16 protein-coding genes, 1 tRNA gene and 4 rRNA genes are annotated in these 25635 nt (G+C 47.6%); 2 read left to right on the forward strand and 19 right to left on the reverse strand.

The annotated features are described in order from the left end of the window. Window positions 1-193: 193 nt before the first annotated feature. From I579_RS02820 to proC, 7 genes are all read right to left on the reverse strand, one after another. Window positions 194-1752, reverse strand: a 16S ribosomal RNA gene (locus I579_RS02820). 858 nt (window positions 1753-2610) lie between these two features. Next, window positions 2611-4002: a Fe-S cluster assembly protein SufB gene (gene sufB / locus I579_RS02825; RefSeq protein ID WP_010754419.1), complete on the reverse strand. Its 1392-nt coding sequence runs from the start codon at window positions 4000-4002 to the stop codon at window positions 2611-2613. A 5-nt stretch (window positions 4003-4007) separates the two neighbouring features. Further along, entirely contained in the window at window positions 4008-4484 is a 477-nt protein-coding gene (sufU, locus tag I579_RS02830; protein WP_010754420.1) for a Fe-S cluster assembly sulfur transfer protein SufU, read from the reverse strand. Next, window positions 4471-5706: a cysteine desulfurase gene (locus I579_RS02835; RefSeq protein WP_010754421.1), complete on the reverse strand. Its 1236-nt coding sequence runs from the start codon at window positions 5704-5706 to the stop codon at window positions 4471-4473. The genes sufU and I579_RS02835 overlap by 14 nt, the downstream gene beginning before the upstream one ends. Beyond that, window positions 5703-6989, reverse strand: a complete 1287-nt coding sequence (gene sufD, locus I579_RS02840) for a Fe-S cluster assembly protein SufD (protein WP_010754422.1) — start codon at window positions 6987-6989, stop codon at window positions 5703-5705. The genes I579_RS02835 and sufD overlap by 4 nt, the downstream gene beginning before the upstream one ends. 14 nt (window positions 6990-7003) lie before the next feature. After that, window positions 7004-7774: a Fe-S cluster assembly ATPase SufC gene (sufC, locus tag I579_RS02845; protein ID WP_010754423.1), complete on the reverse strand. Its 771-nt coding sequence runs from the start codon at window positions 7772-7774 to the stop codon at window positions 7004-7006. 305 nt (window positions 7775-8079) lie between these two features. Continuing rightward, the gene (proC, locus tag I579_RS02850; protein WP_143139902.1) at window positions 8080-8883 is read right to left on the reverse strand and encodes a pyrroline-5-carboxylate reductase; all 804 of its coding nucleotides are present in this window, start codon (window positions 8881-8883) and stop codon (window positions 8080-8082) included. Between the two features lie 210 nt (window positions 8884-9093). On the opposite strand from proC, the gene I579_RS02855 reads away from it, so the two are divergent. Further along, the gene (locus I579_RS02855) at window positions 9094-10074 is read left to right on the forward strand and encodes a ring-cleaving dioxygenase (protein WP_010754425.1); all 981 of its coding nucleotides are present in this window, start codon (window positions 9094-9096) and stop codon (window positions 10072-10074) included. Between the two features lie 8 nt (window positions 10075-10082). After that, a complete protein-coding gene (locus tag I579_RS02860) occupies window positions 10083-10703 on the forward strand; it encodes a flavin reductase family protein (protein WP_010754426.1) in 621 nt (206 codons plus the stop codon). 372 nt (window positions 10704-11075) lie between these two features. Here I579_RS02860 and I579_RS02865 read toward each other — a convergent pair. The 12 genes from I579_RS02865 to I579_RS02920 form a co-directional block, all read right to left on the reverse strand. Continuing rightward, a tRNA-Asn gene (locus I579_RS02865) sits at window positions 11076-11149 on the reverse strand. A 5-nt stretch (window positions 11150-11154) separates the two neighbouring features. Further along, window positions 11155-11270, reverse strand: a 5S ribosomal RNA gene (rrf, locus tag I579_RS02870). Window positions 11271-11345: 75 nt separating this feature from the next. Then, a 23S ribosomal RNA gene (locus tag I579_RS02875) occupies window positions 11346-14259 on the reverse strand. Between the two features lie 228 nt (window positions 14260-14487). After that, a 16S ribosomal RNA gene (locus I579_RS02880) occupies window positions 14488-16046 on the reverse strand. The 16S, 23S and 5S rRNA genes sit together here with 1 tRNA gene alongside, the layout of an rRNA operon. 659 nt (window positions 16047-16705) lie before the next feature. Continuing rightward, complete coding sequence (lysS, locus tag I579_RS02885; RefSeq protein ID WP_010754875.1) at window positions 16706-18205, reverse strand: lysine--tRNA ligase; 1500 nt, start codon at window positions 18203-18205, stop codon at window positions 16706-16708. 162 nt (window positions 18206-18367) lie between these two features. After that, window positions 18368-19378, reverse strand: a complete 1011-nt coding sequence (dusB, locus tag I579_RS02890; RefSeq protein ID WP_010754876.1) for a tRNA dihydrouridine synthase DusB — start codon at window positions 19376-19378, stop codon at window positions 18368-18370. Beyond that, window positions 19371-20261 carry an Hsp33 family molecular chaperone HslO gene (gene hslO, locus I579_RS02895; RefSeq protein WP_010754877.1) on the reverse strand — a complete coding sequence of 297 codons (891 nt, stop codon included), beginning with the start codon at window positions 20259-20261 and terminating at the stop codon, window positions 19371-19373. Before hslO ends, dusB begins: the two co-directional genes overlap by 8 nt. Before the next feature lie 228 nt (window positions 20262-20489). After that, a complete protein-coding gene (locus I579_RS02900) occupies window positions 20490-21086 on the reverse strand; it encodes a MarR family winged helix-turn-helix transcriptional regulator (protein WP_010754878.1) in 597 nt (198 codons plus the stop codon). Between the two features lie 184 nt (window positions 21087-21270). After that, window positions 21271-22029: an acetylglutamate kinase gene (gene argB, locus I579_RS02905; protein WP_010754879.1), complete on the reverse strand. Its 759-nt coding sequence runs from the start codon at window positions 22027-22029 to the stop codon at window positions 21271-21273. A gap of 24 nt (window positions 22030-22053) precedes the next feature. Beyond that, window positions 22054-23244 (reverse strand): bifunctional glutamate N-acetyltransferase/amino-acid acetyltransferase ArgJ, encoded by a 1191-nt coding sequence (gene argJ / locus I579_RS02910; RefSeq protein ID WP_010754880.1) that lies wholly within the window; start codon window positions 23242-23244, stop codon window positions 22054-22056. 20 nt (window positions 23245-23264) lie between these two features. Then, the gene (gene argC, locus I579_RS02915) at window positions 23265-24296 is read right to left on the reverse strand and encodes an N-acetyl-gamma-glutamyl-phosphate reductase (protein ID WP_010754881.1); all 1032 of its coding nucleotides are present in this window, start codon (window positions 24294-24296) and stop codon (window positions 23265-23267) included. Between the two features lie 142 nt (window positions 24297-24438). Beyond that, a complete protein-coding gene (locus tag I579_RS02920; protein WP_010754882.1) occupies window positions 24439-25566 on the reverse strand; it encodes an acetylornithine transaminase in 1128 nt (375 codons plus the stop codon). Window positions 25567-25635 lie beyond the last annotated feature (69 nt).

Here is a 25635-nt window from a genome sequence, read left to right on the forward strand (position 1 = left end):
CTAGCGATAGAAGGTTACTCAAGAATAAGCAATTGAACGAATTTCTTCATCCAAGTGCGGTGTGTGTTCTCGGTTTGTTTTTCTTGTATTTCAATATCCAGTTTTCAATGAACAAGTCTTTTTGAGATACCCGTAGGCCTCTCAAAACTGAACAAAAGCAAAACACTGTGTAGTCTTCCGTAATATTCCTTAGAAAGGAGGTGATCCAGCCGCACCTTCCGATACGGCTACCTTGTTACGACTTCACCCCAATCATCTATCCCACCTTAGGCGGCTGGCTCCAAAAGGTTACCTCACCGACTTCGGGTGTTACAAACTCTCGTGGTGTGACGGGCGGTGTGTACAAGGCCCGGGAACGTATTCACCGCGGCGTGCTGATCCGCGATTACTAGCGATTCCGGCTTCATGCAGGCGAGTTGCAGCCTGCAATCCGAACTGAGAGAAGCTTTAAGAGATTAGCTTAGCCTCGCGACTTTGCAACTCGTTGTACTTCCCATTGTAGCACGTGTGTAGCCCAGGTCATAAGGGGCATGATGATTTGACGTCATCCCCACCTTCCTCCGGTTTGTCACCGGCAGTCTCGCTAGAGTGCCCAACTGAATGATGGCAACTAACAATAAGGGTTGCGCTCGTTGCGGGACTTAACCCAACATCTCACGACACGAGCTGACGACAACCATGCACCACCTGTCACTTTGTCCCCGAAGGGAAAGCTCTATCTCTAGAGTGGTCAAAGGATGTCAAGACCTGGTAAGGTTCTTCGCGTTGCTTCGAATTAAACCACATGCTCCACCGCTTGTGCGGGCCCCCGTCAATTCCTTTGAGTTTCAGCCTTGCGGCCGTACTCCCCAGGCGGAGTGCTTAATGCGTTAGCTGCAGCACTGAAGGGCGGAAACCCTCCAACACTTAGCACTCATCGTTTACGGCGTGGACTACCAGGGTATCTAATCCTGTTTGCTCCCCACGCTTTCGAGCCTCAGCGTCAGTTACAGACCAGAGAGCCGCCTTCGCCACTGGTGTTCCTCCATATATCTACGCATTTCACCGCTACACATGGAATTCCACTCTCCTCTTCTGCACTCAAGTCTCCCAGTTTCCAATGACCCTCCCCGGTTGAGCCGGGGGCTTTCACATCAGACTTAAGAGACCGCCTGCGCTCGCTTTACGCCCAATAAATCCGGACAACGCTTGCCACCTACGTATTACCGCGGCTGCTGGCACGTAGTTAGCCGTGGCTTTCTGGTTAGATACCGTCAAGGGGTGAACATTCTACTCTCACCCTTGTTCTTCTCTAACAACAGAGTTTTACGATCCGAAAACCTTCTTCACTCACGCGGCGTTGCTCGGTCAGACTTTCGTCCATTGCCGAAGATTCCCTACTGCTGCCTCCCGTAGGAGTCTGGGCCGTGTCTCAGTCCCAGTGTGGCCGATCACCCTCTCAGGTCGGCTATGCATCGTGGCCTTGGTGAGCCGTTACCTCACCAACTAGCTAATGCACCGCGGGTCCATCCTCAAGTGACGCAAAAGCGCCTTTCAAATCAAAATCATGTGACTTTGATTGTTATGCGGTATTAGCACCTGTTTCCAAGTGTTATCCCCCGCTTGAGGGCAGGTTACCCACGTGTTACTCACCCGTCCGCCACTCTTTTGTTTTCGGTGGAGCAAGCTCCGGTGAAAACAAAAGCGTTCGACTTGCATGTATTAGGCACGCCGCCAGCGTTCGTCCTGAGCCAGGATCAAACTCTCATAAAAAGTGTTTGAACGAGATAAACTCGTTTAAGCTCATTTGTTAAAAATTGACTTTGCTAGCAATTGCTTGCAAATGTTGTTTGCTTTGATTAAATCAAAGCGCCCTACACATTGGTTGTTTTGCTTTTTGTTCAGTTTTCAAAGGTCTACTGTGTTGCTATCAGCAACTCATTAATCATATCAGGTTGCTTTTCAAAAGTCAAACACTTTTTAAAACTTTTTTTCGAAGTTCCAGTAGTGCTTTCACTCGAATGACGTTTCCGTCGAACAGCGACTTCGTTAGTTTAACAGGCTTAGACGACTCTGTCAACAGCAAATTTAAAATGTTTTTCAAGCTGTTTTCCAAAGTTGTTTTCTCACTTGCAACGTTGTCTAATTTATCATTTCTTAAGAAGTTCGTCAAGGGATTTCGTCAAATTCTTTTTGGAACAACAAAAGCAAAAATCACCTTTATTTCGCTATTATTCGCCTTTTGAACAACAAATGAATACTCAATCATCCATCCATCTGATTTCCCCTACAAAAAGCGAACTCTCCCATCGTCTCCCCTCCTAATCGATTGACTAATTTTTTTCATCAATTGCCCTCTTTTTATGCTGAAAGATCCAACTCAGACTCAATTTTAGATAAAAAAGCTCGCCATTGGTCAGATGGCGAGGGAGGAGAAAATGAAAAAGTGTTAGGGTTGTTTATTGGTATGAATCCACTATACCTAGATAATTTAAAGAAATTATGATCACAAAAAGACGACTCCGTAAAGATTACTTGAGAAATAACGAAACTTTCTTCTTGTTATGATTTCTCAAACAAAAAAAGGCTAGGAAAGGCTTCATACAGTCTTTCCTAGCCTTCTTATAGGTCTTACCCCACGGACCCTTCCATTTCCATGCTGATCAAGCGGTTCATTTCTACCGCGTATTCCATCGGCAATTCTTTGGTAAATGGTTCTACAAAGCCCATGACGATCATTTCCGTGGCTTCTTGTTCAGAAAGACCACGGCTCATCAAGTAGAAGAGCTGCTCTTCGGAAATCTTGGAGACTTTGGCTTCGTGTTCCAAAGTGACGTCGTGGTTTAAAATCTTATTGTAGGGAATCGTATCGGATTTCGATAGGTCATCCATAATAATCGTGTCACATTCAATATGGGATTTGGAACCGGCGGAGTTTTCCGCAAAGCGTACTTCACCCCGGTAATCCACTTCCCCACCGTCTTTGGAGATGGACTTGGAGATAATAGTCGATGAAGTATTCTCCGCATTGTGGATCATGCGGGCGCCGTTATCCAAGACGATGCCTTTTCCGGCAACGGCGATGGAAAGCATCGTGCCCCGGGCGCCTTTGCCGTTCATGTAAACACTTGGGTATTTCATCGTAGCTTTAGAGCCTAAGTTGCCATCGACCCATTCCATGGTGGCATTTTCGTAGGCCACACCCCGTTTGGTTTCCAAGGAATAAACATTATTCGACCAGTTTTGGATGGTGGTATAACGCATATAGCCGTCTTTTTTCACGAATACTTCGACGACTGCCGCATGGAGGGAGTCACTGGAGTAAGTCGGTGCGGTACAGCCTTCTACATAGTTAATGCTGGCGCCTTCGTCCACGATAATCAGTGTCCGTTCGAATTGCCCGGTGTTCTCGGAGTTAATCCGGAAGTAGGACTGGATAGGAATCTCGGTGCGGACGCCTTTTGGTACGTAAATGAAGGTTCCCCCGGACCAAGCTGCAGAGTTTAAGGCCGCTAGCTTGTTGTCTCTTGGTGGTACCAATGTCCCAAAGTATTCTTTAAAGAGTTCTGGATACTCTTGTAGTGCAGTATCCGTATCCGTGAAGATGATGCCTAGTTCTTCAAACTCTTCTTTCATATTGTGGTACACCACTTCGGATTCGTATTGAGCGGAAGCACCGGCAAGATAAGCTCGTTCTGCTTCAGGAATCCCTAAGCGTTCAAAGGTATTTTTGATTTCTTCTGGTACTTCATCCCAGCTACGAGCTTTTTTGTCGCTGGAGCGGATAAAGTAATTGATTTTATCGAAGTCCAATTCAGACAAATCTGGGCCATAAGGGGGCATAGCCATTTCATTGAAGGCTTCTAGAGATTTCAGACGAAAGTCCAGCATCCATTCCGGTTCGTTTTTCGCTGCGGAAATCTTGCGGATGACCTCTTCTGACAAGCCATCCCCGGTAGTATAGACAGGTTTGACATCGTCATGAAAGCCGTATTTGTATTCTTCTGTTTCAGGTACCGTCATTTCCATCACTCCTCGTCGTGTTTTTGGATATTGCCGCTTTCACCCACGTACTCGTTGTCATTGACCGCTTTGCTTAATGCTTTCCAGGCCAGGGTGGCACACTTGATCCGGGCTGGGAATTTAGCGACGCCGGCTAAAACTTCGGCTTCCCCTAAGTGCTCGGCTTCCGGGACGTCTTTGCCTTGCACCAAGTCGGAAAACAACAAGGTCAAGTCTTCAATCTCGGACACAGGTTTGCCTAAGACCACATCGGTCATCATGGAAGCACTGGCGGTGGAAATCGAACAGCCACTACCGTCAAAGGCGATGTTTTCGATAATGCCGTCTTTGACTTCCAATTCAAGGTGAATCACATCCCCACAAGTAGGGTTGTTCATTTCCACTGTTAAATCGGACTTACCCAGTGTCCCGTGATGATGCGGATGACTGGAGTGGTCCAAAATTACTTGGCGATACAAATTGTCTAATTTAGATAGTGCCATGTTGGAAAAACTCCTTTGTCGCGAGGATGGCCGCCACTAAGCGATCCGCATCCTCCTTCGTATTGTAAAAATAAAAGCTAGCCCGGGCCGTCGCCGGTACTTGTAAATGTTGTAGTAACGGTTGGGCACAGTGATGACCAGCCCGTACTGCGACGCCTTCCATATCCAAGGCCGTCGCCACATCATGAGGATGAATTCCGTCCAAGTTAAAGGCCACGACCCCGGTGTGTTCCGCTGGATTTTGCGGGCCGTAAACCGTTAAGCCTTCGATTGCCGTAAGTTTAGGCAAGACATAGTTCACCAAGTCCTGTTCATATTGGTGAATGTTGTCCATCCCTAGTGCGGATAAGTAGTCAATGGCCGCACCTAAACCGATTGCTCCAGCGATATTCGGCGTACCGGCTTCAAACTTCCAAGGCAACTCTTTCCACGTGCTGTCGTAAAGGTTGACGAAATCAATCATCTCCCCACCAAATTCCACCGGCTCCATTTGCTCTAGCCACTGGCGCTTGCCATATAACACGCCGATGCCGGTAGGACCACACATCTTGTGCCCACTAAAGGCATAAAAGTCACAGTCTAAAGCTTGCACGTCCACGGGCATGTGAGGTACCGCTTGGGCCCCATCCACCACCATCACCGCATTTGCAGCATGGGCCAAGGCAGTCAATTCGGCAATGGGATTAACCCCACCTAAGACGTTAGAGACTTGCGCGATGGAGACGATTTTGGTCTTGGCACCGATTTTTGCTTTGGCATCGTTCATGTCCAAGTGACCCTCTGGGGTAATGTCCAAATAGACCAACTTGGCATTTTTCCGCTGGGCCAATTGTTGCCAAGGGATGATATTGGCGTGGTGTTCCATATAAGAAATCACGATTTCGTCCCCCGCTTCGATAAAGGCCTCACCGAAGCTTTGGGCCACCCAGTTCAAACTCGTGGTCGTCCCTCGAGTAAAGAGGATTTCCGCGGTTTCCTTGGCATTCACAAAGTTCCGGACTTTTTCCCGGGCTGCTTCATAGGCTGCGGTCGCCCGTTCTGCTAAGGTGTGAACGCCCCGATGGACATTGGCATTGTCATGATGATAGTAGTCATTCAAAGCAGTCAGGACTGCTTGAGGCTTTTGGGTAGTCGCCGCATTGTCCAAATAGACTAGGGGTTCATCGTTTACGATTTGGTCGAGAATCGGAAAATCTTGGCGAATTGTTTTGCCATCAATCATGCGTCCAGCTTCCCTTCAATGACCCCGATAAATTCATTTTGGGCTTCTTTCATCGGAATGGCCGTAATCACAGAACCTAAAAATCCTCGGATTACCAAACGTTCTGCTTCTTCTTTATGCAAGCCCCGGCTCATAAGGTAATACATCTCATCCGGGTCTACCCGGCCCACAGAAGCTGCGTGACCGGCTGTAACTTCATTTTCATCGATTAATAAAATTGGGTTAGCATCGCCGCGGGCCCCATCAGACAGCATCAATACTCGGCTTTCTTGTTGGGCATCGGCGCCTTTTGCCCCTTTGATAATATGACCGATACCGTTAAAGACCAAAGCAGCATGGTCGCGAATCACCCCGTGTTGGAGAATGTGACCAATGGTGTGTTGGCCAATATTCGTCACTCGGGTATCGATAGCTTGCATTTGGGTACCGGAAGAAATCGCTACGACTTTACACTCAGAGTGCGCCCCAGCGCCCACCAAGTCCGTATCGAAGTCCGCCACGATATCCCCGTCGTTCATTACGCCAATGGCCCAGTCGATTGTCGCATCTTGCAAAATATACCCACGGCGATTCAAATAAGTAGTCAAGTTCTTGCCTAAGCGATCCACGGCGGAATACTTGATGCGCGCGCCGGCTTTGGCAATGACTTCCACCACGATATTTCCTGGCCGTTCTACACTTTGCCCGTCTGCGCTTAAAAAGCGTTCCAAATAGTTAAACTGACTGTTTTCTTCGGCCACGATTAACACGTGATGGAAGAAATGGCTATCGCCCATTTGTTGGAAGACAGCTTCCACTGGTTCATCGATAACGAGATTTTTCGGAATGTAGAGAAAAGCCCCGCTGTTTAAAAAGGCCAAATGCGCCGCGGTTAACTTATCTTCATCAAAGGTCACGGCTTGTTTCATAAAGTAGGCTTCTACTAAATCGCTGTGCTCTTTAGCCGCGGTAAAGAGATCCGTAAAGATTACCCCGGCATCGATTAAGTGCTGGGGCAGTTGTTCTGCCACCGTGATGCCCCCGGCTTGGACCAATAATGGATGATCTTCCATGGCATCAAAAGCCATCACCCCAATGGAGTCCGGCAATTCGCTGTGCTCCATGGAATCAGCAGTCACATCAAAAAGTGGCCAATCCCGGTAACGCACTTGGTCAATATGAGGCAAGTGTAGTTCATCCACTTGGGCCAAAGCCGCTTTCCGGCGTTCCAATAACCAAGCTGGTTCTTCCTGAGTGGCAGAAAATAATTCCACGGCCTCTAGATAATCTTTCAATTGTGTCATTATCTTTGGCCCCCTTAGACTTCTTCTTTGTATTCGATACCGAGCTCTTCACTAATACCGGCATAGCCTTCTGCTTCCAGGCGTTTTGCCAAGTCCGCATCCCCGGTTAAGACCACCCGGCCATCCATCATGATATGCACCACATCAGGGGTGATATAGTTCAACAGGCGTTGATAGTGAGTGATGATCAAAGAACCGAAGTTGTCCCCTCGCATTTCATTGACCCCTTTTGCCACGACTTTCAAAGCATCGATATCCAAACCGGAGTCGATTTCATCCAAAATCGCAAAGCTTGGTTCTAGCATCATCAACTGCAAGATTTCGTTGCGTTTTTTCTCCCCACCGGAAAAGCCTTCGTTCAAGTAACGTTCTGCCATTTCTTCCGGCATGTTCAAAAGCGCCATTTTTTGATCGAGTTTTTTCAGGAATTGCATGACATTTAGTTTGTCTTCTTCCGGACGTTTCGCATTGATGGCCGCCCGCATGAATTCTGCATTGGTAACTCCCGGAATTTCGGAAGGATATTGCATCGCCAAAAACAATCCTTTGCGCGCCCGTTCGTCGACTTCCATCTCTAAGACATTTTCCCCATCCAAGAGGATTTCCCCTTGGGTTACTTCATAGTTTGGATTGCCCATGATGGCTGCAGACAAGGTGGATTTCCCGGTACCGTTTGGCCCCATGATGGCATGGATTTCTCCGGTTTTCAGGGTTAAATTAACCCCTTTCAGGATTTCTTTATCTTCAATGGACACGTGTAGGTTCTTGATTTCTAATGTAGACATGCTTTTCCCTCCAAATCTTTTCAATTCTCATTCATTTTACGCTAATTGAGAATGATAAGCAACGACCTTGCCTATTTTTTTACCGAGCTTATTCTTTTATTCACAATCTTTTTTTGAAATGCTTTTTTCCGAGTCTATTCGGGATTTTCCAAGGAATTCTCCCAGGAAATCTCTCCGCCTCTTTGCGCTTCTTTAATCTGGTATAGCTAACAAACGATAGCTAGTTTAGAATAATTAAAAAGCTAGACCGTATTCTTCCAAAGAATCACGATCTAGCAAATACACACAGATAGATTTCGTTACTTTTATTGTTGGCTCATTTCCCGGTTTTTTTGAGCCGCTACTTTCACCGCGTTGATCACCGCGCTACGCAAGCCTCGGTCTTCTAATTCCTTCACCGCCGCAATCGTGGTGCCCCCAGGGGAAGTCACCTGATCCTTCAAAGCACCGGGATGCGCTTTTGTTTTCAGTACCATTTGTGCCGAGCCTAAGACGGTTTGCGCGGCAAATTCATAGGCCATCTCGCGACTCATGCCTTCTGATACGGCCCCATCGGCTAAAGCTTCGATAAACAAGTACACATAAGCCGGCGCAGAGCCCGCGACTCCCACCACGGCATCGATGAGTTTTTCTTCCACCAATTCCGCTTTCCCGAAGCTATTGAAAATCCCCAAGACTTCTTGGACTTCTTCTAAGGTGACAGGCTCATTGTGGGCCACAGCAGACATCCCTTCCCCGACCAATGCCGGGGTATTCGGCATCACCCGAAACAGCTTGTGTTCTTGAGACAAGAGGTCCGCCATTTGCCCCAAGGAAATCCCCGCAGCTACAGAAATCAAACTCTGCTCTTTGGTCAAGACCGGGGCTAAAGCTTGCAAGACTCCTGGTAAAATCGCCGGCTTCACTGCAAAAAGAATCACCTGGCTCGCTTTGGCCAAGTCTTCTGGTGTCTGAATTGCGGTTACCCCATATTCTGCGGCCAATTCTTCTGCCACGGCCCCATGACGGTTATAAATCAAAAGATCATCTACCGGATAGCCAGCTTTCACCAATCCTTTTAACATCGCTTGTCCCATATTGCCCATTCCATAAAAACCAATTTTTCTCACAGTACTCATCCCTTCTTCACTCCTATTTGTACTCTAGTTTGCCTCAAAAAAGGCGTGACGTCTAGCCAGAGTCCTTCTTTGAAACGCCACATTTCATCCGCTGTTCGGTTTCACCGGTTTTTTTACTTGAATCCTCACGAGACAAGTTCATTGCGTATTCTGTCTTCGGTTGTTATACTTACATTAAGTAAGTAAAGGAGCTGACATTTTATGCTAGATACAACAATTAAAGGTCTCCATCATGTGACTGCTATGACCTCTAGTGCGAAAAAGACCTACCGCTTTTTCACAGATATTTTAGGCCTACGCCTGATAAAAAAAACCGTCAACCAAGACGATATTGAAACCTATCATCTCTACTTTACCGATGATCTAGGTAGTCCCGGAACGGATATGACATTCTTTGATTTTCCCGGCGTCGGGAAAGGCAGCAAAGGAACCAATACGATTTCTCGCACCGGATTCCGGGTACCCAGTGATGCCTCTTTAGAGTATTGGCGCAAACGCTTTGAGGAATACGATGTAGCCCATGGGGAAATCCGTAGTCGCTTCGGCAAGCGCTATTTAGAATTTCATGACTTTGACAACCAACTGATGCAATTGGTCTCAGACGAAACCAATCACGGCATGGCTGGCGGTACACCATGGAAAAAGAGCAATGTGGCCCCAAAACACGCCATTCTCGGATTAGGTCCTGTGGTGGTTACCGTAAGTGAGTTGGAGCCATTTACCGAAACCTTAACACAAGTCCTCGGCTTTAAAGAAACCCTCCCGGCAGAAGACAGTTTGCATCACTTTGAAGTCGGTGAAGGGGGCAACGGGGCTACACTCTTAGTAGATCATCAACCAGACTTGCCACCAGCGTTAGAAGGCTACGGCAACGTTCATCACTTAGCACTGCGAGTGGCCGACCAAGCTGCCCTCCGTCACTGGATCGACCGCTTGAATGAAGGCAACTTCCGGAATTCTGGTTTCGTAGATCGTTTTTATTTCCAATCGGAATATTTCCTAGCCGGTCCCCATATTCTTTTTGAACTAGCAACAGACGGACCGGGCTTCTTGCAAGATGAGACTTATGAAAAGGCCGGGGAAATCCTCTCCTTGCCTCCCGACTTTGAAGAAAAGCGCCAAGAAATCGAAGAATACGTCCGACCATTCGACACCTCGGATGCCAATACGCAACGAAAGTAGGTCCGTCTATGATTGAATTTTCCGCCCAAGAACTCAGCGGTCTGCAAAATTACAAGTTTCTTACGGGGAGTGTTATTCCCCGGCCGATTGCTTGGATCACCACGAAGGATCCGACTACCCAAGTGGTCAACGCGGCACCATTTAGCTACTTCAATGTAGTAAGCAGCCAGCCACCCCTTGTGAGCCTCTCCATTAATCGCGCACAAGGCCTCGCAAAAGACACTGCCCGTAACTTATTGGCGCAAAAAGAAGGCGTAATTCATATTGTCAATGAGGATGTACTAGCGATTATGAATCAAACCGCCGCCAGTCTTCCACCTGAAATTAGCGAGCTGGAACAACAACCGGTTACCTTGATTCCCAGTCAACAAGTGGAGGTGCCCAGCATTCAAGAAGCGGCGATTCGCCTGGAAGTTCGAGTCCACCAGTACGTTCCTGTCACGGATCAAAACCAGCGTATCGTCAGTGACTTATTTATTTTAGAAGTCCTACACTACGCTTTTGACCCAGCCATCTTTTCAGCAGAGCGTCAATACATTCTCCCAGAAAAACTGGACCCAATCGCTCGCTTGGCTGGCAATACCTACGCAAACTTAGGGGACACATTTGATATTCGCCGGCCTTATTAGAACTAAAAAAGGTGTTTCTACTCTAACTGAGCAGAAACACCTTTTTTTATTGATTGGTTATCCTAGAGAAATTATGTAATCACACAAAAAAAGAACCAGAAAATAAAACTGGCTCTCCTATAAATTACCTTAATTTTTCAATCCACATGTTTCGCTAACATGACAGCTAGTAAGCCATATAGCAAGCTCCTAGAAACTAATTCTAGATTAAACAACCTATTAAATCAATACAATTAATCAGTGACTTTGAAAAATGACACTAAAAATAATTACTCGAAAATGAAGTCCCTTCTTAAGTAAAAGTCTTATCAACGTTACAAAGATTCTTCTTTAAAAAATACAAAAAAAAGACAGTCGAAACTGTCTTAAGAACTCCGGCAGTAGGACTCGAACCTACGACATCATGATTAACAGTCATGCGCTACTACCAACTGAGCTATGCCGGAATGATGCGTGGCGACGTCCTACTCTCACAAAGGGAAACCCTTCACTACAATCGGCGCTAAGAAGCTTAACTTCTGTGTTCGGCAAGGTTACAGGTGTATCCTTCTCGCTATCGTCACCACACTATTTAGTTGAGTAAGTCTTTGCTCACTCAAAACTGGATTTGAAATACGTCTTACAACCAAGTCCACGTTTCTTTTGGTTAAGTCCTCGATCGATTAGTATCAGTCCGCTCCAACCATCACTGGCCTTCCACTTCTGACCTATCTACCTGATCATCTCTCAGGGATCTTACTTCTTTAAAAGAATGGGAAATCTCATCTTGAGGTGGGCTTCACACTTAGATGCTTTCAGCGTTTATCCCTTCCCTACATAGCTACCCAGCGATGCCTCTGGCGAGACAACTGGTACACCAGCGGTAAGTCCATCCCGGTCCTCTCGTACTAAGGACAGCTCCTCTCAAATTTCCAACGCCCGCGACGGATAGGGACCGAACTGTCTCACGACGTTCTGAACCCAGCTCGCGTGCCGCTTTAATGGGCGAACAGCCCAACCCTTGGGACCGACTACAGCCCCAGGATGCGACGAGCCGACATCGAGGTGCCAAACCTCCCCGTCGATGTGGACTCTTGGGGGAGATAAGCCTGTTATCCCCAGGGTAGCTTTTATCCGTTGAGCGATGGCCCTTCCATGCGGAACCACCGGATCACTAAGCCCGACTTTCGTCCCTGCTCGACTTGTAAGTCTCGCAGTCAAGCTCCCTTCTGCCTTTACACTCTGCGAATGATTTCCAACCATTCTGAGGGAACCTTTGGGCGCCTCCGTTACCTTTTAGGAGGCGACCGCCCCAGTCAAACTGCCCATCTGACACTGTCTCCCAGCCCGATCAGGGCTGCGGGTTAGAGTGGCCATAACGCAAGGGTAGTATCCCACCAGCGCCTCCGTCGAAACTAGCGTCCCGACTTCTACGGCTCCTACCTATCCTGTACATGCGGTACAGACACTCAATATCAAACTACAGTAAAGCTCCATGGGGTCTTTCCGTCCTGTCGCGGGTAACCTGCATCTTCACAGGTACTAAAATTTCACCGAGTCTCTCGTTGAGACAGTGCCCAAATCGTTACGCCTTTCGTGCGGGTCGGAACTTACCCGACAAGGAATTTCGCTACCTTAGGACCGTTATAGTTACGGCCGCCGTTTACTGGGGCTTCAATTCGTACCTTCGCTTGCGCTAAGCACTCCTCTTAACCTTCCAGCACCGGGCAGGCGTCAGCCCCTATACGTCATCTTTCGATTTTGCAGAGACCTGTGTTTTTGATAAACAGTCGCTTGGGCCTATTCACTGCGGCTGCTCTTACGAGCAGCACCCCTTCTCCCGAAGTTACGGGGTCATTTTGCCGAGTTCCTTAACGAGAGTTCTCTCGCACACCTTAGGATTCTCTCCTCGACTACCTGTGTCGGTTTGCGGTACGGGCCGTTCGTTTCTCACTAGAAGCTTTTCTTGGCAGTGTGACATCAGAAGCTTCGGTACTATTAGTTCCCTCCTCATCACAGCTTGTCCGTATAGTGATAAGCATTTGACTCATCACAAGACTTACTGCTTGAACAGACATATCCATCAGTCTGCACTTCTTAGCCTCCTGCGTCCCTCCATTGCTCAAACAAAGCGAACGGGTACAGGAATATCAACCTGTTGTCCATCGCCTACGCCTATCGGCCTCGGCTTAGGTCCCGACTAACCCTGGGCGGACGAGCCTTCCCCAGGAAACCTTAGTCATTCGGTGGACAGGATTCTCACCTGTCTTTCGCTACTCATACCGGCATTCTCACTTCTAAGCGCTCCAGCAGTCCTCACGATCTACCTTCAACGCCCTTAGAACGCTCTCCTACCATTGTACCAAAGGTACAATCCACAGCTTCGGTAATATGTTTAGCCCCGGTACATTTTCGGCGCAGGGTCACTCGACTAGTGAGCTATTACGCACTCTTTAAATGATGGCTGCTTCTGAGCCAACATCCTAGTTGTCTGTGCAACCCCACATCCTTTTCCACTTAACATATATTTGGGGACCTTAGCTGGTGGTCTGGGCTGTTTCCCTTTCGACTATGGATCTTATCACTCATAGTCTGACTGCCGAATATGAATGAATGGCATTCGGAGTTTATCTGAATTCGGTAACCCGAGATGGGCCCCTAGTCCAAACAGTGCTCTACCTCCATCATTCTCAACTTCGACGCTAGCCCTAAAGCTATTTCGGAGAGAACCAGCTATCTCCAAGTTCGATTGGAATTTCTCCGCTACCCACACCTCATCCCCGCACTTTTCAACGTACGTGGGTTCGGTCCTCCAGTGCGTTTTACCGCACCTTCAACCTGGACATGGGTAGATCACATGGTTTCGGGTCTACGACTACATACTCATTCGCCCTATTCAGACTCGCTTTCGCTGCGGCTCCGTCTCTTCAACTTAACCTCGCATGCAATCGTAACTCGCCGGTTCATTCTACAAAAGGCACGCTATCACCCATTAACGGGCTCTAACTTGTTGTAGGCACACGGTTTCAGGATCTATTTCACTCCCCTTCCGGGGTGCTTTTCACCTTTCCCTCACGGTACTGGTTCACTATCGGTCACTAGGGAGTATTTAGCCTTGGGAGATGGTCCTCCCGGATTCCGACGGAATTCCTCGTGTTCCGCCGTACTCAGGATCCTCCTAGGTGTCTTCCAAATTTCGCCTACGGGGTTTTTACCCTCTTTGACATACCTTTCCAGGTATTTCGGCTATCTGAAAAAACTACCAGATTGGAGTCCTACAACCCCAAGAGGCAAGCCTCTTGGTTTGGGCTTTTCCCGTTTCGCTCGCCGCTACTCAGGGAATCGAATTTTCTTTCTCTTCCTGCAGGTACTTAGATGTTTCAGTTCTCTGCGTCTACCTCGAGTAGGCTATGAATTCACCTATTCGTAACATCCTATCAAAGATGTTGGGTTCCCCCATTCGGAAATCTCTGGATCATAGCTTACTTACAGCTCCCCAAAGCATATCGGCGTTAGTCCCGTCCTTCATCGGCTCCTAGTGCCAAGGCATCCACCGTGCGCCCTTATTCACTTAACCTTAACGACCTTACGGTCGGGTTTTGAGTACTTCTTCTAGCGATAGAAGGTTACTCAAGAATAAGCAATTGAGCGAATTTCTTCATCCAACCGCGGTGTGTGTTCTCGGTTTGTTTTTCTTGTATTTCAATATCCAGTTTTCAATGAACAAGTCTTTTTGAGATACCCGTAGGCCTCTCAAAACTGAACAAAAGCAAAACACTGTGTAGTCTTCCGTAATATTCCTTAGAAAGGAGGTGATCCAGCCGCACCTTCCGATACGGCTACCTTGTTACGACTTCACCCCAATCATCTATCCCACCTTAGGCGGCTGGCTCCAAAAGGTTACCTCACCGACTTCGGGTGTTACAAACTCTCGTGGTGTGACGGGCGGTGTGTACAAGGCCCGGGAACGTATTCACCGCGGCGTGCTGATCCGCGATTACTAGCGATTCCGGCTTCATGCAGGCGAGTTGCAGCCTGCAATCCGAACTGAGAGAAGCTTTAAGAGATTAGCTTAGCCTCGCGACTTTGCAACTCGTTGTACTTCCCATTGTAGCACGTGTGTAGCCCAGGTCATAAGGGGCATGATGATTTGACGTCATCCCCACCTTCCTCCGGTTTGTCACCGGCAGTCTCGCTAGAGTGCCCAACTGAATGATGGCAACTAACAATAAGGGTTGCGCTCGTTGCGGGACTTAACCCAACATCTCACGACACGAGCTGACGACAACCATGCACCACCTGTCACTTTGTCCCCGAAGGGAAAGCTCTATCTCTAGAGTGGTCAAAGGATGTCAAGACCTGGTAAGGTTCTTCGCGTTGCTTCGAATTAAACCACATGCTCCACCGCTTGTGCGGGCCCCCGTCAATTCCTTTGAGTTTCAGCCTTGCGGCCGTACTCCCCAGGCGGAGTGCTTAATGCGTTAGCTGCAGCACTGAAGGGCGGAAACCCTCCAACACTTAGCACTCATCGTTTACGGCGTGGACTACCAGGGTATCTAATCCTGTTTGCTCCCCACGCTTTCGAGCCTCAGCGTCAGTTACAGACCAGAGAGCCGCCTTCGCCACTGGTGTTCCTCCATATATCTACGCATTTCACCGCTACACATGGAATTCCACTCTCCTCTTCTGCACTCAAGTCTCCCAGTTTCCAATGACCCTCCCCGGTTGAGCCGAGGGCTTTCACATCAGACTTAAGAGACCGCCTGCGCTCGCTTTACGCCCAATAAATCCGGACAACGCTTGCCACCTACGTATTACCGCGGCTGCTGGCACGTAGTTAGCCGTGGCTTTCTGGTTAGATACCGTCAAGGGGTGAACATTCTACTCTCACCCTTGTTCTTCTCTAACAACAGAGTTTTACGATCCGAAAACCTTCTTCACTCACGCGGCGTTGCTCGGTCAGACTTTCGTCCATTGCCGAAGATTCCCTACTGCTGCCTCCCGTAGGAGTCTGGGCCGTGTCTCAGTCCCAGTGTGGCCGATCACCCTCTCAGGTCGGCTATGCATCGTGGCCTTGGTGAGCCGTTACCTCACCAACTAGCTAATGCACCGCGGGTCCATCCTCAAGTGACGCAAAAGCGCCTTTCAAATCAAAATCATGCGATTCTGATTGTTATGCGGTATTAGCACCTGTTTCCAAGTGTTATCCCCCGCTTGAGGGCAGGTTACCCACGTGTTACTCACCCGTCCGCCACTCTTTTGTTTTCGGTGGAGCAAGCTCCGGTGAAAACAAAAGCGTTCGACTTGCATGTATTAGGCACGCCGCCAGCGTTCGTCCTGAGCCAGGATCAAACTCTCATAAAAAGTGTTTGAACGAGATAAACTCGTTTAAGCTCATTTGTTAAAAATTGACTTTGCTAGCAATTGCTTGCAAATGTTGTTTGCTTTGATAAATCAAAGCGCCCTACACATTGGTTGTTTTGCTTTTTGTTCAGTTTTCAAAGGTCTACTGTGTTGCTCCAGCAACCTTTATATCATATCAGATGACGTTTTGAATGTCAACTTTTTTTATAAAAGTTTTTTTCGAACACCAGCGGTTAAACTGCGATGTTGTAAGCTTTTCAGCAACTCTGTTAGTTTATCAGGTGTTGAATAAGTTGTCAACATTTTTTTAAATGTTTTTTTCAACTCGTTCTCACAATCGCCTGTCCCCTAACGGACAAGTAATAATATACCAACAACAACGCCTTCGGTCAACGATTTTTTGTGATTTTTTCAAGCTTTTTTTCAAAGACGAACAGAATCCTCCGTCACTTCGTTTTCCTTCGGTTTCAAACCCTTTTCAAAGACTTTTTCAACAAAATCAACTAACCAATTCTAGCCTTTTTCTTATTCTATTAAAAGCCTACTTACTTACAATACTCCCTCACTAAGAGTATTTCTTGGACAGATGCTACTTTTAGAAGTAAAAAAAGACCTGGCAACAGACGCTGCTAGGTCTTTTTCCAAGCCTTAAAGGCAATTTAACGCATAGTTGGGAATAATAGGACATCCCGAATAGACTGAGCGTCCGTTAACAACATCACCAAACGGTCAATGCCGATTCCTAAACCACCGGTTGGCGGCATACCGTATTCCAAAGCTTCCAAGAAGTCTTCATCGACACCATGGGCTTCATCATCCCCGGCTTCTCTTTGACGTTCTTGTTCTTCAAAACGTTCTCTTTGATCGATTGGATCGTTTAATTCCGTAAAGGCATTGGCAAATTCTTTACCAATGATAAACAGTTCAAAACGATCGGTGAAACGTGGGTCTTCAGGATTTTTCTTCGCTAATGGGGAAACTTCCACTGGATGACCGTACACAAATGTCGGTGCCACTAAGGTTTCTTCCACAAAGATTTCGAAAAATTCATTGATGATTTGACCCACTTGCATGGAGTCATTGATTTCCACGTGGTGCTCTTTTGCCAAAGCCCGAGCTTCTTCTAAGGTTTTTTCTTCCCAGAAATCGACGCCGGTAACTTGTTTGATCCCGTCTACCATGTGCAGACGACCAAAATCAGCATCTAAGTCGATGGCTTGTCCATCGTATTCAATCTTGCCAGTGCCGTTTGCCGCAATGGCAGCATTGCGAATAATGCCTTCTGTTAGGTCCATGACATCCAAGTAGTCTGTGTAAGCAGTGTAGACTTCCAACATGGTGAACTCAGGATTGTGAGTCGTATCGATTCCTTCGTTACGGAAAACGCGACTGATTTCGTAGACTTTCTCCATACCTCCGACAATCAGACGTTTCAAATGTAGTTCCAACGCAATCCGGAGATACAATTCCATATCCAACGCATTGTGATGGGTAATAAATGGTCGCGCGGAAGCCCCACCCGGTTGGTTGTGCAAGACCGGTGTTTCCACTTCTAAATAGCCATTGCCGTCTAAGTAGTTCCGAATGCTGGAAATAATCCGACTGCGTTTAACAAACCGGTCAAAGCTTTCTTTATTACTGATTAAATCTAAGTAACGTTGACGATAGCGTTGTTCGATATTGGTCAAGCCGTGGTATTTATCCGGTAAGGGACGTAAAGCTTTTGACAGCATGGTAACTTCCGTGGCTTTAATGCTGACTTCTCCCATATCCGTCTTCATAATTTCCCCGGTAACCCCTAGGAAGTCCCCTAAATCGGCTTTTTTGAAAATTTGGTAGTTTTCTTCACCGACTTCATCTTTGCGGACATAAATCTGAACTTGGCCTTCCCGGTCTTGTAAGTGGGCAAACCCGACTTTCCCTTTTCCCCGTTTGGTCATCATTCGACCAGCGATGCTCGCGGTTAAACCGAGTTCTTTGATTTCTTCCTTGGTTAAATCGTCAAATTTTTCATGGAGTTCTTGTGAATTATAGGTACGGTCAAAACGCTTGCCGAACGGATCAATCCCTTCTTCACGCAGGCTATCCATCTTCTCGCGACGAACCAACATTTGATCGTTTAATTCTTCTGTTTTTGGCTGATTATGTTCCTCAGACACGCGTTTTCCTCCTCTTGTTTTTCCTTTGGCCCTGTAGACATTGTCCCTTGGCCCCATTGCAGGCACGCTTCATGAAATGTACAAATGTGCCCATTCTTCCTTATAATGCCAAGATTGGCACAAAAAAGCAAGCCGAAATTCACTTTCGGCTTGAATCCTCATTTATTGACCGGCTTCCACTAGTTGGCGCTCTGCAACAGCTTCGGCAAACTCATCCAAAATTTGGACTACTGCCGCTTGTCCTTCCGCTTCATTAATCGCCTTTTTGACCTTACTTGCTTTAGGAATGCCCTTTAGATAGTAAGCCGCATGCTGGCGAAACTCACGGGAAGCGATCACGTCGCCTTTTAAGTCCACCAAACGATTTAAATGAACTTTGGCAGTAGCAATCTTTTCCAACGGCGTTGGTTCAGGAATCAACTTACCCGTAGCCAAGTAGCGCTCCGTGCGGTGAATCATCCACGGATTGCCTAGTGCTGCCCGGCCAATCATCACTCCATCGGCGCCGACTTCTTCCAACATCCGTTTGGCATCTTCTGGTGTGCGCACGTCCCCGTTACCAATAAACGGCACGGTTAAATGCTTTTTGACTTCTTTTAAAACCGTCCAATCGGCTGAGCCAGTGTACATCTGTACTCGCGTGCGGCCGTGCATGGCAATCGCCGCTGCTCCGGCCGACTCTGCTGCCAGCGCATTTTCCACCGCAAAGATATGCTCCGAATCCCATCCAATACGCATCTTCACCGTTACAGGAATATCCACGCTACTGGCTACGGCTTGCACCATCTCGTAAATCTTCTCTGGGTCCAAAAGCCATTTGGCACCGGCATCGGCTTTGGTGACTTTGGGAACCGGACAGCCCATATTAATGTCGATGATATCCGCTTTGGTGTTTTCTTGGACGAACTGTGCCGCCTCTACCAGCGTATCCCGATTGGCCCCAAAGATTTGCACGCTTAGGGGGTGTTCCCGTTCATCGATATAAAGCATCTCCAAAGTTTTCTTATTGCGAAAATGAATGCCTTGGTCGCTGATCATCTCACAGACCACAAGGCCGGCGCCGAATTCTTTTACCGTCACGCGAAAGGCCGCATTACTGATGCCCGCCATGGGTGCTACCACGACCCGATTGGGAATCGTCACATTCCCGATTTGCCAACTTTGATCACTCATTTTCGGCTGTGGCCTCCTCTTTTAGCGCTACGAGTTCAGCTTCCGTGTAGCTGTATTTTTCCCCACAGAAGGAACAAACCGCTTTGGCTCCGTGATCTTCGTCGATCATGGCTTGGATTTCATCTTTTCCAAGGGAAATAATCGCCCGGGCGAATTTATCCTTGGAACAATCACAAGTAAAGCTCACCGGCATTGTTTCCAAGACCACTAATTCCGTATCCGGTAGCAAGCTGTCTAAGATTTCTTCCGGGGTTTTACCTTCGTCTAGCAAGGTGGAGATTTGCGGCGTATTTGCCAAGTTGGTTTCAATTGCACTGATGATGCTTTCGTCGGCTCCTGGCATGATTTGTAGCATAAAGCCCCCAGCAACTTTGATGCTGTCGTCGGTATCTACCAAGACGCTTAAGCCCACCGCAGAAGGAATCTGCTCGGAAATCGCCAAATAATACGTAAAGTCTTCCCCTAGTTCCCCGGAAACGATCGGAGTTTGACCGGAAAAAGGTTCTTTCAGGCCTAAATCTTTAATCACAGTAAACATCCCTTGGGTCCCCACGGCTCCCCGCACGTCTAGCTTCCCTTTTTCATTTAAAGGCAGGCTCACATGAGGATTTTGCAAATACCCTTTGACTTCTCCGTGACCATTGGCATCCACAACGATTGCTCCCGCTGGTCCATCCCCTTGAATTTTAATCGTCAGGCGATCGTCGCCTTTTACAGTCGCCCCTAACAATAAGCCTCCGACTAACGAGCGACCTAGAGCTGCTGAGGCGGTGTTCCAGGTATCATGTCGCCGTTGTGCTTCTGCTACCGTATCCGTTGCCGCTACTGCATAAGCCCGCACCAACCCTTGGTAAGCCAATGCTTTTACTAAATAATCTTCCATCTGCTCCGTCTCCTTTGGTTTCATTAGTGAATCATACAGTCTGGCAACAGATTTTTCAACTTGATGGCTCGATTTTTAGGAAAATCCAAAACTACCCCGAAAGCTCTTTAGCCTCCGGGGTAGCGATTAGTCTTCGATTGCATTAAACTCATTGCGCTCACTGTGCTCTTTGATTCGATCTAAAATCCATAAAAACAATGCCAACATAGGCAACACCTCGCTCATTTTTTAGTCTGTAAAGTATTCGTTGTGAAATCCGTGGCAATCGCCGTGATGTCGCGGTCCCCGTCCTTCATGGAAGTCTGGAAATCCTGGGCGACCTTTGAAGCCTCCGAAACCGCCCCGACGCATTTCATTTAAAATCCGTTGGCGATGTTTTTCGTCCATGCCCCCTTGCAAGGCCTCTTCCGGTAATTCCCCTTCCATATAATCGCTTAGTTTGTTCAGTAGACCGGCCAATTGTTCTTGTTCCTCTGCATCTAGCTGATCGAAAATCGTCTTTTCCGGTTCTCCGGTCATTTTCTCTGCAGCGGCTTTGCCTGCTTCGGTCAGTCTAACCACCATAACCCGACGATCTTCTGGGGAAGGCGTCCGTGTGATGTATTCATTTTTTTCCAACTTCGTAAGCAATTCCCCTAGGGACTGGGGACGCATGTCTAAGAGGAAGGTCAGCTGTTTTTGCGTAATTTCTGGTTGCATATTCAAGAGCATTAGCACTCGCCCTTGCCCTTGATGGGGATTGGCTACATTGCCTTTCTTTTGCCAAAATAAGTAACGACGTAAGATATTTTCAAAACGCATAAAATCTTCAAACATATGATCCATAGTAAACGACTCCTTTTGTCGATCAATTAGTAAGGTACCTTGCGATTAGAAGTATACAGGCACCTGAAGATTTTATCAAGTACCTTATTATTATTTTTCAGGCACCTCATCATTTTCGTAATATTTGGCAAAAAAAAGAGGCCACCTCCCCCGGGGACCTCTCGACTGTCTCGAATACATTTGATTAGGCCTCTAGCTGAAGGCACTCCTGATAATAAAGCTCTGTTCCTTGACTGACGATTGAATTGGTAATATAGACTGCTGTAACCCCGGATTCCAGAGCGGTTTGCGCACTGGCCAGCTTCGGCAGCATCCCCCCGGTTACCACTTTTTCTGCCACTAGCTGACTGACTTGTTCCGCGGAAACCCGAGTGAGCCACTCGTCCTGTTTGCGAATCCCGGGAACATCCGTCAGCAAATACAAAGCCTCTGCTTGTAAGGCACTAGCGACTTTACAAGCCACCTCATCGGCATTGATATTCAACCATTGCCCTTCTGTGGTGATTCCTAGAGGCGCAATAATCGGAATATGCTCTTTTTCCAATAAAACGGTCAAGAGCGCTTGGTTCACCTGACTTACCTGACCCACAAACCCCAACTCCCTTTGATTTAAGAAATCCCCTTGGATGAGCTGATCACTGCCAGCGCTTAATCCAAGGGCGTGAAAGCCTTCTGCGAGAAACTTCGTGGTAATCAGTGGTTGCACTTGGCCCAAGAGCACCATGCGGGTAATTTCCAAAGTCCCAGCATCGGTGACCCGTAACCCATTTTGAATATGGACTTCCTGGCCTAGGCGCTGCATCATTTCCGAAATGTAATAACCGCCCCCATGGACGATGACGACTTGTTTGCCTTGTGATTGCCAAGTCTTGATTTGGTCAAAAAACGCTGCGTCCAAATTATCAGAGGCAACGCCCCCCATTTTCACCACGATTACTCCCATTTTTCTCCCTCATTTCCTTTGCAGCTATGTGTGATACAAGGCGTTGATTTTCACGTAATCATAGGTCAGATCACAGCCCCACGCTCGTCCTTGCCCCGTTCCGTCTCCCAAATCCACTTGAATCACTAATTCTGGATTTTCCAAATAACAAGCCATGTCTTCTTGAGAAAAAATCATCGGCATTCCCTGAGTGAATACCGGGATTTCCCCCAGGCGAATCGTTAATTGATTGACGTCTAACTCCGCTCCGCTATAACCGATAGCACACAAGATCCGTCCCCAATTGGGATCTTTGCCAAAAAGTGCCGTCTTCACTAATGGGGAGCCAACGATGGTTTTGCTGATCATGCGGGCCTGTAAATCATCCAAAGCCCCACGAGTCACCACTTCGATTAGCTTAGTAGCCCCTTCGCCGTCCTTGGCAATTGCTTTGGCTAATGTGGTTAAAACTGCGGCTAAGATTTCTTTAAAAGCTTGGTATTCCACTGTATTTGGTTGAATGCAAGGATTGCCGGCCTGCCCATTGGCTAAGACTAGCACCATATCATTGGTGGACGTGTCCCCATCTACCGTGATTTGGTTGAAGGTAGTCTCCGTCAATTCGGCCAAAAGCTCTTGCAAAAGAGTTTGCTCAATCGCCGCATCCGTGGTCACAAAACCTAGCATAGTCGCCATATTCGGATGAATCATCCCCGATCCTTTGCCACACCCGGCCACTGTGATTTTTCGACCTGCAATCTTCCCTTGATAGACTACGGATTTTTCACAAGTATCCGTCGTTAAAATCGCTTGCTGAAAATCACGGCCGGAGCCTTCCTTTGCTAGCTTGGCAATGCCTTGTGCCATCGTGTCCATGGGCAAAAGCTGCCCGATGACCCCTGTGGAGGCCACCGCCACCAAGGAGGGATCAATTGCCAAGGCCGCCCCAGCCAACTGAGCCATGGTAGCCGTATCTTGGATGCCTTGTTCACCGGTACAGGCATTAGCATTCCCGGAGTTCACGATAATCACTTGGGCCTGGCCCTTTTTCACTAGAGCTTTGGTGTAAGTCACCGGGGCTGCTTGGACGAGATTCGTCGTGAAGACTCCCGCAACTTGGCAAGGCACATCGGAATAGAGCCAGCCGAGATCTTTTTTTCGTTTTTTCAAGCCACAGTGCATCCCAGCCCCGTGAAATCCTTTTGGACTGACAATCGTCCCCGTTACTTTTTCCAATGGCCATCCTCCTTATTTATTTATGGAAACAGTGGTACTTGCCACAAACCAGCTGTCTCTTCAATTTGCGCCCAGCGATTGTAGTTTTGAATCGCTTGACCAGCGGCGCCCTTCATCAAATTGTCGATGACACCCACTAGCGTAACGATTCCCGTCGTTTCGTTGACCCCTAAGCCGATATCACAAAAATTCGTCCCGGTGACTTGCCGTAGTTGCGGTAATTGTCCCTTTGCTTGTAATCGAACAAAAGGGGCTTCTTGGTAGCATTCTTCATAGGCTTGATAGATTGCCCCTTCTGTGACTCCGGCTTTGACTTTCCCATAAACGGTCAAAAAGATCCCCCGCTTCACGGGAATTAAGCTAGTGGTAAAGTGAACGCTCGTAATTTCCTGATTCCAGACCTGTAGCTGTTGGACAATTTCCGGAATGTGCTGATGCTGATTTAATTTGTACAAGGTCATGTTCTCATCCACATTGACGTAATGACTGCTCTCGCCCAAAGTCTTGCCGGCCCCGGACAAGCCTGACTTGCCATCCAAAATCAGCGTCGTTGAATCAACCAAATTCCCCTTGATTAAGGGAGCTATCGTTAGCAGTGCCGCCGTAGCATAACAGCCGGGGTTAGAAATCAAGTTTCCGGAATACTCCGAAGTAAACTCCGGTAAAGCATACGTGGCTTGGGCTAGTAACTCTTTTGTTGCTGCCGGTTTTTGGTACCATTTCTCATAAACCGCCGGATCTTGCAGACGAAAATCTCCGGACAAATCAATCACGGGAAAGTCTGCCTCTAGAAAGACAGGCGCCAGCTCTTTTGCCACACCGGCCGGGGTAGCGAAAAACACCAAATCATTTTTAGCCATAATCTGCTCCGGCTCAAAAGGCTGAACTGGCAGTTGCAAGACCCCTTGGAGATGGGGATAATCTTCTTCGATTGAATGTTTATGCATCGAATAACTGTGAATGGTGCCCACGGTCAATTGGGGGTGTCCCTGGATGATCCGCAACAACTCGATACCGGTATATCCTGTCACACCAACGATTGCCGCCTTCATTTGCGTTCCCTTCTTTCGTGAAATTACTTCAAATTATAAACACTGTCCTTTTATCTGTCAATGTTTAATTATAATTTTTTTGAAACTTTTTGTTTAATTTATGCATCCAAACGCGAAGTTGCTGTATAAAAATCAAATCACTTTACAAAACATCAGCTAATATTGACAGTCCCTGAGTCACTTCCGCTGGGGTAATGGTCAAAGCCGGCAATAAACGTAAGACCTTTTCTCCTGCCCGCAACGTTAACAGTCCCTTAGCTTCTGCCGCTGCCATGACCCGCAGCAGTTCCTCTTGGTCGCTAAATTCCAAGCCCCACATGAGCCCACGCCCTCGAACCTCGCACAGCTTAGGCGCTCTTAATTCCTGGAGTCCTTTGGCTAATTGCTGGCTCACTTGAGCGACTTGTGGGAAAAAATCTGGCGCTTGCATGGTCTTAACCACAGCAAGTGCTACCGCCATGGCCAGTTTATTCCCCCCAAAAGTACTTCCGTGACTTCCCGGACCAAAAGAAGCAGCTAACTCACCCTTGCCAAACATTGCTCCGACCGGAAAGCCATTGCCCAAACCCTTTGCCAGCGTAAAGATATCCGGTTCAATGCCAAACTGCTGAAAGGCAAATAAACTCCCCGTGCGCCCCATACCGGTTTGCACCTCATCAATCACCAGTAGCGCCCCCACTTCTTGACAGCGCCGAGCGAGAGCTTGCAACCAAGCTTCCTCTGCAACAATCACGCCCCCTTCTCCTTGAATCACTTCCACCATAACGCCGGCCACTTCTTCATCCACTAAGGCCAAACTGTCAAAATCATTGTAAACACCATAGTGAAAATCCGGCACTAAAGGCGCAAAACCTGCATGAATCGAGGCTTGGCCCGTGGCACTCATAGCGCCATAAGTACGTCCATGAAAGGAATGTTGAAAGGTCACAATCTTACTTTTCCCCCGAGCCTTACGTACCAGTTTAATGGCAGCTTCATTGGCCTCTGCGCCACTGTTACAAAAGAAACCAACATAACCCAACTCGCCTACTAGGGCTTGGGCCACTTCTTCTTGCAAGTGATTTTCATAAAGATTTGGCATATGCCACAACTGACGAGCTTGTTCTGCCAAAGCCTGCTCCACCGCTGGATGGTGATGTCCCAAGTTCACTACTCCAATCCCACTGGTAAAGTCCAGATACTCCTTGCCCTGATTGTCTGTTACTGTAAGCCCTAATCCCGTGACGATTTCAAAAGGCTTCCGTGCATAATTTGGAAATAAATACGTCATAAACTCGCTCCTTTTTGTATTAATATACATTTATAGCGATTGTTTTGCAACTTATTTCGAAAAACAAGC

The organism is Enterococcus asini ATCC 700915, assembly GCF_000407365.1.
Lineage (GTDB): Bacteria > Bacillota > Bacilli > Lactobacillales > Enterococcaceae > Enterococcus_C > Enterococcus_C asini.